The following is a 13,435-nucleotide window of genomic DNA, read 5'->3' as shown; positions in this document are numbered from 1 at the left end:
CAGTTCTCGACTTGCAGATGCCGTGGCCTACTCGGCCGGTTCGCCGCCCTGGCGGAGCGAATCGAGGCTCTCGACGGAGAGGCCGCCCTCGAGGGTGCGATACGGGTAGGGAATGTCGATCGCCTCGCGGTCGAAGCGCTCCTTCACCCGTTGGACGTACTCCCCGCGGATCCGAACGAAGTCCGCGCGGGCGGGGTCGGCGATCCAGTAGCGCGACTGCAGGCCGACGTCGGAGTCGTTGAGCTCCGTGAGCCTGACCGTCGGCTCGGGGCTCTCGAGGATCTCCTCGTGGTCCTCGGCCTCCTCGATGATGATATCGCTCGCCTGCCCGATGTCGTCGTCGTAGCCGACGCCGAAGACGAACTTCTGTCGGAGCTTGTCCTTCGCGACGGGGTTCTTCACCGCGTTGTCCGTGAGCTCGGAGTTCGGGACGGTGACGAGCTCGTTGTCGAAGGTACGCACCCGCGTCACGCGGAGGCTGATGTCCTCGACGATCCCCGAGTACTCGCCGCCATCCCACTCGATCCAGTCGCCGATCCGGAACGGCTTCTCGGTGAAGATGAAGACGCCGGCGACGAAGTTCGAGATCACCGACTGCATCGCGATCCCGATCGCGAGCGCCGCGGCGGCGGCGATCGTCGCCAGCGAGGTGAGGAAGTTCCCGTAACCCGCGAAGCCGAAGGCGACCGCGACGATCCCGAACAGCAGCCCGAACCACGCGAGCTTCCGCAGCGGGCGGCGGGCGTGGGGATCGAGGTCGCGGCTCTCGAAGGCTCGGTCGAGGACCGGCAGGACGAGCGCGCGCCCGACCAGCAGGAGGACGACGAACGCGACGAGAAAGCGGATCGCGCCGTCGATCGCGGCCGCCGGACCCTGCGCGAGCCCGAGATCGACGAGGACCCCCTCCAGCACCATCAGTGGTACACCGCCGTGTTGCCCCGCGTCTCGACGAGGGTAGCGTCGACCGCGTCGGCGAGCTCCTCGGCGAGCGCCTCGGTCGTCGTCCCGCCGCGGGCCGCCCGGTGGAACTTCACCTTCACCAGTTCGCGGGCCGAGAGCTGGTCGTCGAGCTCCTCGGTGACCGCGTCGATCCCGCTCTTACCGACCCACACCGTCACGTCCGTTTCGTGGGCCTCCTTGCGGAGGTCCTGCACGTCTCGCTGGTCGCTCATTACCCCCGCTATACGGCCGGCACACTTTGAACGTTCGATCCGCGGACGTACGGGCGAGCTACGGAGAAGCTACGAGCGATAGGGGTATCGGCCGTGGGCACCACACTCGCAGGTCACGACGACGTGGCCGTCCTGCAGCCTGACGCGGGCGTTGCGGCCCGGACGGTGGTACCGATCACAGCGACTACAGGTCGCCCGCTCGAACGACCGGGGGAACCGAAGGCGGTTCCGCTCGGCGATCCGCCGCGCGAGCGCGACGTACTCGCGGGCCCGGTCGTCCTCGCCCTCGGCGGCGGCCTCGCGGGCCAGCGCCTCCAGTCGGTCGATGCGCTCGCGGGCGATGGACATACTACCTCGAAGAGGACGGCAGGGCCGTTTAGCTCTTGTGCGATCGGGGCGACTCGTACCGATCCCACGCCGGCACCGCAAACGCATGGGCGAGCAGGAGGAGCGCGCCCGCCACGAACCAGAGCCCGAGCTCGCCGCCCCCCTGGGAGAGTAGTGGAACGGCCAGCACCGCGAGCGCCAGCGCGGCTATCGCCGACCGTATCGCACGGAGGTGGGGGCTGTACGGCGTGTTCGTTGGGTCCGGAGTCCGTCCTTGCATGGTTCTTCTGCTCCCCTCTTCCTTTATGAAGTTCGACACGGTGAGGGGACTCGATCGGTGACCCCGTGACGGCGAACCCTGATCGGTAGCCGGGAGGCTCGTCGGGGCACGGGATACGACGGGACGCGAAAAAGCGGTGTTCGATGCCGGTCGGAGCTCCCGGTGCCTCAGTCCTCGAGGGAGTCGGCGATGCGCTCGAGGTGTCGATTGACGTCGCGGACCTCGTCGCGCAGCTGACGGACCTCGCGCACGAGCTGCTCGTTGTCGCCCTCGCCGCCGGGACCGCCGCCACCGGGGCCGCCGCCCATCGCGCCGGGGCCGCCACCGCCGCCGCCCATCATGCCGCCCATCATCTGGGCGAACGGGTTGCCGCCCATGCCGCCGGGGCCGCCACCGCCGCCGCCCATCATCTCCTCGAGGCGCTCCTCCCGGGAGCCCTCGCCCTCGCCGTCGGGCCCGCCCTCGGCCTCGCGCTGCTCGCGGATCTCCTCGACGCGCTCGCGGAACGATTTCTCCTCCTCGCCACCCTCGCCGGGCTCGCCGCTCTCGCCGTTGTCTTCTGCCATGCCCCCGGGTTCTTCGGCCGAACCGAAAAGGGTTGGGTTGTCTCCTGCCGGGTCCAGCGTGGGGAAGAATATTACACACTATCTGCCGGTGATTCAATTCTACTAAAAATAGTTTTAATACATAGGACGTGGTTTCTGATTATATATGCCCACCAATCATACAGATGCTGATGGAGGTGGTGTTAGCCGACGGAAATTGCTCAAGGCAGTCGGAGTAATGTCGGTTGCCGGTATCGGAAGCACCGCTCCTGTTGCTGCGTCTGAAGATGAACCCGTGATCGTTCGCCTAAAGGGAACGTATAAGAGCCCCCTCTCTTTCGAGGAGACAAGAGAGCGTCTTGAAAAAGTCGTCGCTCGCAACCCGCGAATAAGCGAGTCCTCTCTCAACGATTGGGCAGTGCCTGAATTTGGGGGAGATCACGAGATCGTTGAATACCTCGCTCGGATCGATTCTCACGGAAGCTTGAGCCAGTACTACGGTTCAACAGTCGAAGAGAAAGAGGCAGAAGCCCACGATAAGGCTGATGACAAGGAAGATTCTCTTGAGCAGCAAGATGTTTCGATCCAGTCGGTCAGTGCGGGGCCAGATTGGAGTTATATCGGAGACAATCAGGCTCACTTAACCGACCACTGGGGGGAACTGAACAACAATTACGAGCGGTACCGCATTCGTGATTCAGCTCAAGAACGCAACGCATTTCGAACAAGCGCTGCGAGTACCGACGATACGATTAATCCATACAACCGCCACATCAACATCGAACACGATTGGAGCGTCAGTCAACTGAACAACGAAAGCCTCCACGATGCTGATCCGTCAACAACCGGATCTGGTACCACAACCGCTAGTATCGGATTCCCGCCGTCCGCTGATCTGAGTTGGACCTTCAACGCGGACGGAGACATTACCCAGGGCCTCAATAATGCGGGCGCTACTGTGTCGTGGACAAACGACATCCCGAACAGCGGAACAAGCTGGTTCTACCCCGGTAGCCACGTCGTTTCGGATCCCGCACATTGCTCTGGTGACCAAGATGTCGTCGCTCTTGAAGCCGAAGCTACATGGGGGTTAGCGTACGAACTGACCCATACATGGAACATTCACAGTTCGACCTGCTAAGTAATAATCTCTGATTTCCAGAATTGGCTAGAACATTCATGAAATATCGTTAAAATGTTTCAGATTGACCTTCATTTACCATTATCCATTGGAATTCTTTCAGGGATTCTTGGAGCCATATGGATCTATCAAGACGGGGAAAAACGAAACATGAATACGGCAGACTTGTGGGCAATTGGATTCTTCATCGCATTCATTGCACTACCAATGATCGGCGGAATCCTTGTTCTGGCGTTTTATTTCCGAAAAAGAAACCAAGGTCGTATTCCGCCTACATCTATATAAATAATATTACTGGAAAATATAAAAATCTAGTTTCTGAAATACTGTTTTCTCAAACAGACATAGAGTGGCACTACCAAACACATGAACCAAAAGATTTTATCATTTCATAGTGTTTATTATCACATGTTCGTCAGAAATAACGAGTTCCTCGACACGGATCAGAGCAAATACCTTGTCTTCGCTATTTGGGCATTGGTGGGGCTGAGCCTCCTGTACACGATCCTGCTTGCACAACCCATTCTTCCGGTGCTCGTTGCGTGGGTCGGAATCATCCTCTCGGGCGTACTGCTGTACCTGCTCTGGAGAGCCGTACTGGCTATCGAGAAGATCGCCGAGTCGATGGAATAACCGATGGTCATCGAGTGCTAATTCGGAACACGGATCGAACCGCCGACCTGTTTGCGGTTTTTGCAGGCGATTTCTGTGTGGATGCTCAACGTATTTACTGCTAGCGCGAGACGATTCGCCGAGATGCCAGACAAAACGATCGGTTTCGTCGGACTCGGAATCATGGGATTGGCGATGGCGAAAAACCTCCTCGATGCAGGGTATCCCGTTGTCGGGCACAACCGTTCTGCGGACCCCGTCGAGGAGTTGGTCGAGCACGGCGGCAAGAATGGGGAATCCCCCGCGGGTGTCGCCGAAGAAAGCGACGTAGTTCTCATGTGTCTCCCCGACTCGCCGGACGTCGAGCGGATCATCCTCGGTGATGAGAACGAGGACAGTCCGATAACCGAGGGACTGAGCGACGGAATGGTTGTCATAGATCACTCGACGATCTCGCCGACGGTCACCGAGGAGATTGCCGCGGAGCTCGCGGAATTGGGTATTGAACTGCTCGACGCACCGATTTCGGGTGGTGAGGAGGGAGCGATCGAGGGGACGCTCTCGATCATGGTCGGGGGAAGCGAGGAGGCCCTCGAGGAGCAGCGCGACCTGCTCGACGTGATGGGCGAGACGGTGACGCACTGTGGCCCGAGCGGCGCGGGCCAGACGACCAAGGCCGCGAACCAGATCGTCGTCGCCGCCCAGATGGTCGGCGTCAGCGAGGCGCTGGTGTTCGCGAGCCAAGCGGGCGCGGACCTCGAGAGCGTCGTCGACGCCATCAGTGGGGGCGCGGCGGGCTGCTGGACGCTCGACAACCGCGCGCCGGACATGATCCAGGGCGACTTCGATCCAGGGTTCTTCGCCGAGTACCAGTACAAGGACCTCCGGATCGCCACCGACGCGGGCGAGGCGTTCGGCGCCCCGATGCCCCAGACCGAACTGGCCCACGAGCTCTACAAGTCGATGGTCGGCAACGACATAGGCCGGGACGACAACTCGGGCGTGATGCAGGTCATCGAAATGCTCGCGGGCACGGAAGCGCGCGCCGACGACTGATCCTATTTCAGCGGCTCTGTGGAAATTCTATTAATTCGACATCCTCGCTACCGAAACAACCGTTAGGTAGTTCGTGCGAATCTAACACAAGTTCTTCTGTCAGTTATTAGTGATATTAATAGAGTTGTACTGAATACAGCGCGCAAATGCAGCACAACCGAAAACTATACTCAATCCTCAGATCTCATCTCCTGAGCCCTTCCGCTCGCATTATATAAGGAATCAAGCAGTTCATTGATTATAGTACCGAGATCGGTCTGGGAGGACTCAATCCGAACTGCTGGTAATTGAGCCACATCTCGGTCAATCCTCTCCAGATCATCAGGTTTTCGATGGGAAGTTTCCTGTACTGGAAGTCCCTGCCCCCCGAGTACGCTTAAGAAACAGTATATTGGATACGTACCGCCTTGATGAACTAGGAACTCCTCGTATGTTGGAAGTCCCTCTTCCAGACAGTTCCGAACGTGCCCCGAAGAAATGTATTCAGAGTCCTCGATATACGAATTTGTAGTTAGTGCCTCGATGACGCCAGAACGGAACGTTAACGTATAACTCGTACACCAGTCTTCCGAATCAGTTTGTGCACGAAGAAAGCCATCAGCAGTATACCGTGTCCAGTTACCAATAATTCCTCTTGGATGCAGAAGAGAAGGAACATCCTGATCTGCTTGGTCTGGAGCCGCAGCAGACGGATCGATCAAGCGTTCAAGAGAGAAGGCATTACTCGGAACGACATGGAGGACCATTTTCGGGTCAGACTTCATCCGTACCGTCACATCATCAGCACGGATTGCAGCAAGCCGATTATCACGAAACTCGCGCGCCCTTTCGGTGAGTAATTCGCCTTGGAACATTGCCTGTCGAATTGCCCCAGTATCTAACTCGGTCTTCCCTCCTGAACTCCGTTCATAAAACTGGTGTTTCAGTGTCTCCCGGTGTGGGGCTCGCCAACTGCGTTGGACTCGGGTTACGAGAACATAACCTGTTTGTAATGGACAGTCGTCATCAACATATTCCGCATAGTCGTCTGTGACCTCCACGGGTTTAATGTCGATGAGATGTTGTGGAAGTTCCGGATCTGTATTCCGTTTAATAATATCAATCCAACGATTCTTCTCATCGTCAACATCGTCATACTGGACTGGCCAGAGTCCGGATGCTACTCCTTCATCCTCGGCCATCCCAATGACGAGATCACCGCCACTCGCGTTTGCGAACGAAATCACCTCTCCAACTGTCGTCTGTTTGTGGCCTACTTCATCCGGGTTTTGCTGACGTTTGAATTCAAGCTCCTTTCCTTCTGAGTACCCGTTTTCTATAGCTCGAATAAGAGTCTCAATGGAAAGTTCCTCCCAGTCTTCTGTGAGCATATCCTATCATCTGTTGGGATCCACAGCATATATTATGACATGGTATATAATTACACAGATGAATTTACTGAATAGTGGTTGTTAGATTACTAGATCCGCTCGAAACGAGCGAAGTAGTTGTGCTGAACTCATACTCTGTACCTCGCATGCTGTTCTTGCCAGCTACCGGTGAGGTTGATTGCTGTCCCGTTACTTCCTTCTCCTGTATGTAACGCTGGGTATCTCTAATAGATCATCTGTAGAGCATTTCAACGGAGCCATTTCAGCCGAACGCGCCCAGGCTCGACTGGAGCGCGCGATCGCTCGTGCCCTCGCGGACCTCGTAGCCCACGAGGTCGCGCATGTCGACCGCGTAGGTCGTCGCGCCGCGTTCGAGCACCAGGACCCTCCCCTTGGTTCCCAGAACCGTTCCGCTCGCGATCGTCTCCCGGACCGGGCGCTCGGTGAGCGCGAGGCCGTACTCGAAGGCGAACGTCTCGATGGGATCGTACTCCCCCACGAGCGCGTCCCAGGCCGCGGCGTCGACCGGGGCGGCCAGCCCGCGGATCTTCGTCGGGACGCGCACGCTGTCGCCGACCTCGCGGGCGATCTCGCTCTCGATCTCGCGGGCGATCCGGCCGTTCGACACCGTGTGGAGGTGGGCCGCGCGGTCGGCGCCCTGCTCGCGCAGGCGGGTCTCGAGGCGCCACGCCTTGGTGACGCCGACCTTGAACGTCGCCGGGGCGAAGGCGGCGAGGTAGACCGCGTGCTCCTCGAAACAGTCCATCTGGTCCTTCAGGCAGGTGCCCGTACAGCGCGCACAGACCCAGGTGTAGCTGTGGTCCTCGCAGTAGGGGGCATCGGAGTTCGGGCACGCTCGATGACCCTCGTCGGTGATCGTTCCCGCACAGCGGCGCTCGCCGAGGGCGTACTCGAGGGGATCGCCCGGGCGCAGCGGCTCGCGTTCGAGCGCCCCCTCCCATGCGAGAAGCAGGGCCGGCTCCCCGTCTCCGGCCCCCGACTCGTAGCCCACGATCTGCACACTCACAGTACCGCCGCCGTGTAGAAATGGCTGTCGTCGGGGGCGAAAACTTATTCGTCGATCCTCATGAACGTTCACACGATGACCGCCCCCGCGGACGAGCGATACGAGCCGCCCCGTCCGTTCGCCGAGCAGGCGAACGTCTCGGATCCGGGGATCTACGAGGAGTTCGAGGACGAGTGGCCCGACTGTTGGGAGCGAGCGGCCGCCCTCCTGGACTGGCACCGCGAACACGATCGGGTCCTCGACGACGCGAACGCGCCCTTCTACGAGTGGTTCCCCGGCGGAGAGCTCAACGCCGCCTACAACTGCGTCGACCGCCACATCGAGGCGGGCCGCAAGACCCAGGCCGCGCTCAAGTGGGAGGGAAAGCGCCGCGAGACGCGCACCTACACCTACCAGGACCTCTACGGCGAGGTCAACGAGGCCGCCGCAGCGCTGCGCGACCTGGGCGTCGAGGAGGGCGACGTCGTGACGATCTACCTCCCGATGATCCCCGAGCTCCCGATCACGATGCTCGCGTGCGCGCGCATCGGGGCACCCCACTCGGCCGTCTTTGCGGGGTTCTCCGCCGATGCGCTCGCCACCCGGATGGAGTCGGCCGACTCGGAGTACCTGATCACCTGCGACGGCTACTACCGCCGGGGCAACGCCTTCAACCAGAAGAGCAAGGCCGACAACGCGCTCATGGCGCTCGACCGCGAGGTGACGACGGTGGTCGTCGATCGCCTCGGACCCGACCTCGATCACGGCCTCGACGCCGGCCAGTACGACTACGGGGAGCTGTTGTTCGCCCACGCGGGCGCGACCGTCGACCCCGTCCCGCGCGAGGCCGGTGACATGCTGTTCCTGATGTACACCTCCGGCACCACCGGCGAGCCAAAGGGCATCACCCACTCGACGGGGGGGTATCTCTCCTATGCCGCCTGGACCTCCCGGGCGGTGCTCGACCTCGAACCCGAGGACACCTACTGGTGTTCGGCCGACATCGGCTGGATCACCGGCCACTCCTACACCGTCTACGGCCCGCTCGCGCTCGGGACGACGACGCTGCTGTACGAGGGGACGCCGGACTACCCCGATCGCTCGCGGCTCTGGGAGATCGTCGAACGGAACGCCGTCGACGTGTTCTACACGGCCCCCACCGCGATTCGGGCGTTCATGAAGTGGGGCGAGGAGTACCCCGACGGGCACGACCTCTCCTCGCTGCGGTTGTTGGGCACCGTCGGAGAGCCCATCAACCCACGGGCCTGGAACTGGTACCGCGAGCATATCGGCGGTGGTGACTGCCCGGTCGTGGACACGTGGTGGCAGACCGAGACCGGCGGGATGATGGTCACCACCCTGCCAGGGGTCTCGTCGATGAAGCCCGGCTCGGCGGGCCCGCCGCTCCCGGGGATCGGCGCGCGCGTCGTCGGCGAGGACGGATCGCCGGTCGATCCCGGCGAGACGGGCTACCTCGTCGTCGACCGGCCGTGGCCGGGGATGTTCCGGAGCCTCTACGGGGACGACGAGCGCTACCGGGACGAGTACTGGGAACCGTTCTCGGAGGGCGACGACTGGGTCTACTTCTCCGGCGACGGCGCGAAAGTCGACGAGGACGGCTACATCACGGTGCTCGGCCGGGTCGACGACGTGATCAACGTCTCGGGCCATCGCCTGGGAACCATGGAGATCGAGAGCGCCATCGTCGATATCGAGGGCGTCGCCGAGGCCGCCGTCGTCGGCGGCGATCACGAACGCGACGGGACCGCGGTCCACGCCTACGTCAGCACCGACCACAGCCACGAGCCGAGCGAGGCGCTGCGCGAGCGGATCGTCGCGAGCGTCGAGGAGGCGATCGGTCCGTTCGCCAGACCCGAGGCCGTCGTCTTCACGCCCGAACTGCCCAAGACCCGTTCGGGCAAGATCATGCGCCGGCTGCTCGAGAACATCGCGAACCAGGAGCCGCTGGGCGACACCTCGACGCTGCGAAACCCCGAGGTCGTCGGGGAGATCGAGGCCACCGACGACGAGCTCTGATTCGCGTTTCTCTTGAAACGCGAAACGGATCCCGAATACGGTTTCGCGGGCCGTCGGACCGACAACCCTATCTCCCTTTCGCGTTTCGGGAGAGATACGAAACATGGTCGAAAGCGTCGCGAGAACGGGGGAAGCGGGGAGGGAGCTCGAGGGGGCGGACTACGATCGGCTGCTGGAGGCGGCCGCGACCTACCGCGAACGGCTGCTCGTCCGCCTGGGGGCCGAGGTCGGCCTCAGCGCGGCCGAGATGGCCGCGATCCGTCCCTCGCACGTCTCGCGCGTGCGGAGCGACCCCGATCGGTTCCTCCTGACCGTCCCCGAGGGCGAGGGGAGCCGCGAAGCGTACCTGCCGCCGGACGTCGAGCGCGAGCTCTCGCGGTACGTCAACAGCAACGGGATCGGGGAGGACGAGCGGGTCGTCGACGTGACGCCCCGGCGCGTCCAGATGCTCGTCCGGGGGGTCGCCGACCGCGCGGCCGAGCGGACCGGCGAGGCGCGCTTCGAGGGGATCACGGTGCAGGACCTGCGCCGACGCTTCGCCCGAACCCTGATCGAGGAGCAAGGGATCCCGCCGCGGGTGGTCCGGGCGATCGGGGGCTGGGGGAGCCTCGAGGCGCTCGAGCCCTATCTCGGGGCGCCGACGACCGAGGAGCTGCTCGACGCCTTCGAGGACGGGGGGCGGGAGGCGGCGGTCGGGACGCCGGCGCTCGATTCGGCGCTGCTCGACGCCTCGACGCGCGAGGAGGTCGAGGCGCGGGTCTGCGAGGCGCTCGCCGATCGGTACGGGTTCGCCTGGATTGACTCGCCGGAGCTCGATTCGGGGGGCGAGCCGGCGGCCGTCTCGGGGATCGACCCCGAATCGGTTCGGGACCTCCGGGAGAAAGCGGACGGGGGAAGCGAGACTGGGGGGCCCGACGCCGCGAACGTCGTCACGGCTCCGATCCGTTACGGCGAGACGCGATACGGGACGCTCAGCGTCGGGTTCCGCCGCCCGACCGACGGGGACGATCGCGAGCGCCTCGGGGTCGTGGGCCGGCGGGTCGGCCACGCGATCACGGCGATCCGCCGCCGGAAGCTGCTGCTCGCCGATACGGTCCTCGAGCTCGAGTTCCACAGCGACGACACGCGCTCGGCGCTGGTCGCGGCCGCCGGGCGCTTCGACTGTCGGTTCGTCCTCGAGTCGATCGTCTCGACCTCGGAGTCGGCGCTCGTCTACTATCTGACGCTATCGGACGCGAGCGCGTCGGCGGTCCTCGAGTATCTCGCGGAACGCCGCGGGATCGAGGACGGGCGGCTCGTCGAGGGGCGCGACTCGGGGGCGCTGGTGGAGCTGGTCGTCTCCGGCGACTGTCCGCTCCTCCTGCTGACCGACTACGGCGCGACCGTCGAGGAGGCGACGATCGAGGGCGGCGAGGCGCGGATCCTCGCCGAATGCGCCTACGATACCGACCTCCGCGCGCTCGTCGACCGACTGACCGAGGCGTTTCCCGACACCCGGCTCGCCGGCAAACAGGCGGCGGAACGGGACGCGAACACCGTCGAGGGGTTCAAGCGAGGGGCGATCGACCGCCTGACCGACCGTCAGCGGGCGGCGCTGCGGGCGGCGTACTTCGGGGGCTACTTCGACTGGCCGCGGGGCAGCACCGCCGAGGAGGTCGCCGACGCCATGGGCGTCTCCTCGCCGACGCTGCACAGCCACCTCCGGAAGGGCCAGCGCGAGCTCCTCGAGCTGCTGTTCGAGGGGGAATGATCACGGAATATCAGGACGTTTTGCACAGCTAGATCCCATGTTTACTACCCATGTTCCGTATTGACCGTTTATACCATGGCTGGTGACAACGAGGACGAGGACGTTCAACTCGAGGCACGGCTGGCCGAACAGGACTCCTTCGAGCCGTCGGAGGAGTTCGTCGAGCAGGCGAACGTCTCGGATCCGGGGATCTACGAGGAGTTCGAGGAGAACTGGCCCGACTGCTGGGAGGGGGCCGCGGATCTGCTGGACTGGGACGAGGAGTACACGGAGGTGCTCGACGACGAGGACGCACCGTTCTACGAGTGGTTCGGCGACGGCGAGCTCAACGCCGCCTACAACTGCATCGACCGCCACATCGAGGAGGGCCGCGGCGACGAGGTCGCCATCGACTGGGTGGGCGAACCGACCGACGAGACGCGCACCTACACCTACGACGAGCTCTACGAGGAGGTGAACCAGACGGCGGCGGCGTTCCGGGAGCTGGGCGTCGAGGAGGACGACGTCGTGACGATGTACCTCCCGATGATCCCCGAACTCCCGATCGCGATGCTCGCGTGTGCCCGGATCGGCGCACCGCACTCGGTGGTGTTCGCGGGCTTCTCCGCGGACGCGCTCGCGACCCGGATGAAGTCTGCGGACTCGGAGTTCCTGATCACCTGCGACGGCTACTACCGCCGCGGGGACGCGCTCGACCACCTCGAGAAGGCGAACGAGGGGCTCGATGACGTCGACCACGACACCACGACGGTGGTCGTCGACCGCCTCGGCGAGGAGGGCTTCGGCCACGACCTGGGCGAGGACCAGCTCGACTACGCCGACCTGATCGCCGACCACGAGGGCGCGGAGGTCGAACCGGTGACCCGGAACGCCGAGGACATGCTGTTCCTGATGTACACCTCGGGCACCACCGGCGAGCCCAAGGGGGTGAAACACACCACCGGCGGCTATCTCGCCTACACGGCGTGGACGACCCACGCGGTGCTGGACGTCAAGCCCGAGGACACCTACTGGTGTTCGGCCGACATCGGCTGGATCACCGGCCACTCCTACATCGTCTACGGGCCGCTCGCGCTCGGTACCACCAGCGTGATGTACGAGGGGACGCCCGACTACCCCGAGAAGGACCGCCTCTGGGAGATCGTCGAGGACTACGACGTCACCCAGCTCTACACGGCGCCGACGGCGATCCGCGCGTTCATGAAGTGGGGCGAGGAGTACCCCAACGAACACGACCTCTCGAGCCTGCGGCTGCTCGGCACCGTCGGCGAGCCCATCAACCCCCGCGCCTGGAAGTGGTACTACAAGCACATCGGCGACGAGGAGTGCCCGGTCGTGGACACCTGGTGGCAGACCGAGAACGGAGGTCACATGGTCACGACGCTACCGGGCATCGGCACCATGAAACCCGGCTCGGCCGGTCCGCCCCTGCCGGGCATCAGCGCGAACGTCGTCGACACTAACGGCGAGGAGGTCGAGGCCGGCCGGGCCGGCTATCTCACCATCGACCGGCCCTGGCCCGGGATGTTGCGGACGCTCTATAAGAACGACGACCGGTTCATCGACGAGTACTGGCGGGAGTACTCGGATCCCGATTCGGACGAGTGGGTGTACTTCCCCGAGGACGGCGCGAAGATCGACGAGGACGGCTACATCACCGTGTTGGGCCGTGTCGATGACGTGCTCAACGTCTCCGGTCACCGGCTGGGAACGATGGAGATCGAGTCGGCGATCGTCGGCGTCGAGGGCGTCGCCGAGGCCGCCGTCGTCGGCGGCGACCACGAGATGAAGGGCGAGGCGGTCTACGCCTACGTGATCACCGAGGACGGCCACGAGGGCGACGAGGACCTCCGTAAGGGAATCGTCGCGGGCGTCGAGGACGCCATCGGGCCGATCGCCCGTCCCGAGCAGGTGGTCTTCACCGACGAGCTGCCCAAGACCCGCTCGGGCAAGATCATGCGCCGGCTGCTCGAGGACATCGCCAACGAGGAGGAGCTCGGCGACACGTCGACGCTGCGCAACCCCGACGTCGTCAGCGAGATCCAACAGCGAGTGCAGAACGACTGACCACCCGGCGCGCTTCTCTCCGGTTCGACGCGGACAGCCGGGGATCCGCGCCGACCCCAACTAACACCATTA

13 protein-coding genes are annotated in these 13,435 nt (G+C 63.2%); 6 read left to right on the top strand and 7 right to left on the bottom strand.

Annotated features, from left to right (window positions below):
• Positions 1 to 27: 27 nt before the first annotated feature.
• The 5 genes from WOA58_RS13625 to WOA58_RS13605 form a co-directional block, all read right to left on the bottom strand.
• On the bottom strand, positions 28 to 915 hold the full coding sequence (locus tag WOA58_RS13625) for a mechanosensitive ion channel family protein (protein WP_340604795.1): 888 nt from the start codon (positions 913 to 915) through the stop codon (positions 28 to 30).
• Positions 915 to 1,172 carry a YhbY family RNA-binding protein gene (locus WOA58_RS13620; protein ID WP_340604794.1) on the bottom strand — a complete coding sequence of 86 codons (258 nt, stop codon included), beginning with the start codon at positions 1,170 to 1,172 and terminating at the stop codon, positions 915 to 917. Before WOA58_RS13620 ends, WOA58_RS13625 begins: the two co-directional genes overlap by 1 nt.
• Positions 1,173 to 1,241: 69 nt before the next feature.
• Positions 1,242 to 1,520, bottom strand: a complete 279-nt coding sequence (locus WOA58_RS13615; protein WP_340604793.1) for a ribonuclease P protein component 4 — start codon at positions 1,518 to 1,520, stop codon at positions 1,242 to 1,244.
• Positions 1,521 to 1,548: 28 nt separating this feature from the next.
• A complete protein-coding gene (locus WOA58_RS13610; RefSeq protein WP_340604792.1) occupies positions 1,549 to 1,779 on the bottom strand; it encodes a hypothetical protein in 231 nt (76 codons plus the stop codon).
• Positions 1,780 to 1,946: 167 nt separating this feature from the next.
• Positions 1,947 to 2,345 carry a hypothetical protein gene (locus WOA58_RS13605; RefSeq protein WP_340604791.1) on the bottom strand — a complete coding sequence of 133 codons (399 nt, stop codon included), beginning with the start codon at positions 2,343 to 2,345 and terminating at the stop codon, positions 1,947 to 1,949.
• Positions 2,346 to 2,490: 145 nt separating this feature from the next.
• Here WOA58_RS13605 and WOA58_RS13600 point away from each other — a divergent pair, with 145 nt between their 5' ends.
• The 3 genes from WOA58_RS13600 (at position 2,491) to WOA58_RS13590 (ending at position 5,133) form a co-directional block, all read left to right on the top strand.
• The gene (locus WOA58_RS13600; RefSeq protein WP_340604790.1) at positions 2,491 to 3,465 is read left to right on the top strand and encodes a hypothetical protein; all 975 of its coding nucleotides are present in this window, start codon (positions 2,491 to 2,493) and stop codon (positions 3,463 to 3,465) included.
• Positions 3,466 to 3,873: 408 nt separating this feature from the next.
• Positions 3,874 to 4,098: a hypothetical protein gene (locus WOA58_RS13595; RefSeq protein ID WP_340604789.1), complete on the top strand. Its 225-nt coding sequence runs from the start codon at positions 3,874 to 3,876 to the stop codon at positions 4,096 to 4,098.
• Positions 4,099 to 4,179: 81 nt separating this feature from the next.
• Positions 4,180 to 5,133, top strand: a complete 954-nt coding sequence (locus tag WOA58_RS13590; RefSeq protein WP_340604788.1) for an NAD(P)-dependent oxidoreductase — start codon at positions 4,180 to 4,182, stop codon at positions 5,131 to 5,133.
• Between the two features lie 170 nt (positions 5,134 to 5,303).
• Here the strand turns inward: WOA58_RS13590 and WOA58_RS13585 are convergent, their stop codons facing one another.
• Both WOA58_RS13585 and WOA58_RS13580 read right to left on the bottom strand, forming a co-directional pair.
• Positions 5,304 to 6,503 (bottom strand): AlbA family DNA-binding domain-containing protein, encoded by a 1,200-nt coding sequence (locus tag WOA58_RS13585; protein ID WP_340604787.1) that lies wholly within the window; start codon positions 6,501 to 6,503, stop codon positions 5,304 to 5,306.
• 262 nt (positions 6,504 to 6,765) lie between these two features.
• On the bottom strand, positions 6,766 to 7,524 hold the full coding sequence (locus WOA58_RS13580) for a DUF2797 domain-containing protein (protein ID WP_340605269.1): 759 nt from the start codon (positions 7,522 to 7,524) through the stop codon (positions 6,766 to 6,768).
• 66 nt (positions 7,525 to 7,590) lie between these two features.
• Between WOA58_RS13580 and acs (WOA58_RS13575) the strand changes: the two genes are divergently transcribed.
• From acs (WOA58_RS13575) to acs (WOA58_RS13565), 3 genes are all read left to right on the top strand, one after another.
• A complete protein-coding gene (gene acs / locus WOA58_RS13575) occupies positions 7,591 to 9,546 on the top strand; it encodes an acetate--CoA ligase (RefSeq protein ID WP_340604786.1) in 1,956 nt (651 codons plus the stop codon).
• Between the two features lie 103 nt (positions 9,547 to 9,649).
• Positions 9,650 to 11,296: a bacterio-opsin activator domain-containing protein gene (locus WOA58_RS13570; RefSeq protein WP_340604785.1), complete on the top strand. Its 1,647-nt coding sequence runs from the start codon at positions 9,650 to 9,652 to the stop codon at positions 11,294 to 11,296.
• 75 nt (positions 11,297 to 11,371) lie between these two features.
• Entirely contained in the window at positions 11,372 to 13,363 is a 1,992-nt protein-coding gene (gene acs, locus WOA58_RS13565) for an acetate--CoA ligase (protein WP_340604784.1), read from the top strand.
• Positions 13,364 to 13,435: the final 72 nt, after the last annotated feature.

Origin of the sequence: Halalkalicoccus tibetensis (assembly GCF_037996645.1) — an archaeon.
Lineage (GTDB): Archaea > Halobacteriota > Halobacteria > Halobacteriales > Halalkalicoccaceae > Halalkalicoccus > Halalkalicoccus tibetensis.
Note: the sequence above shows the minus strand (reverse complement) of the source record. Positions and strands in the feature narration are given on the sequence as shown.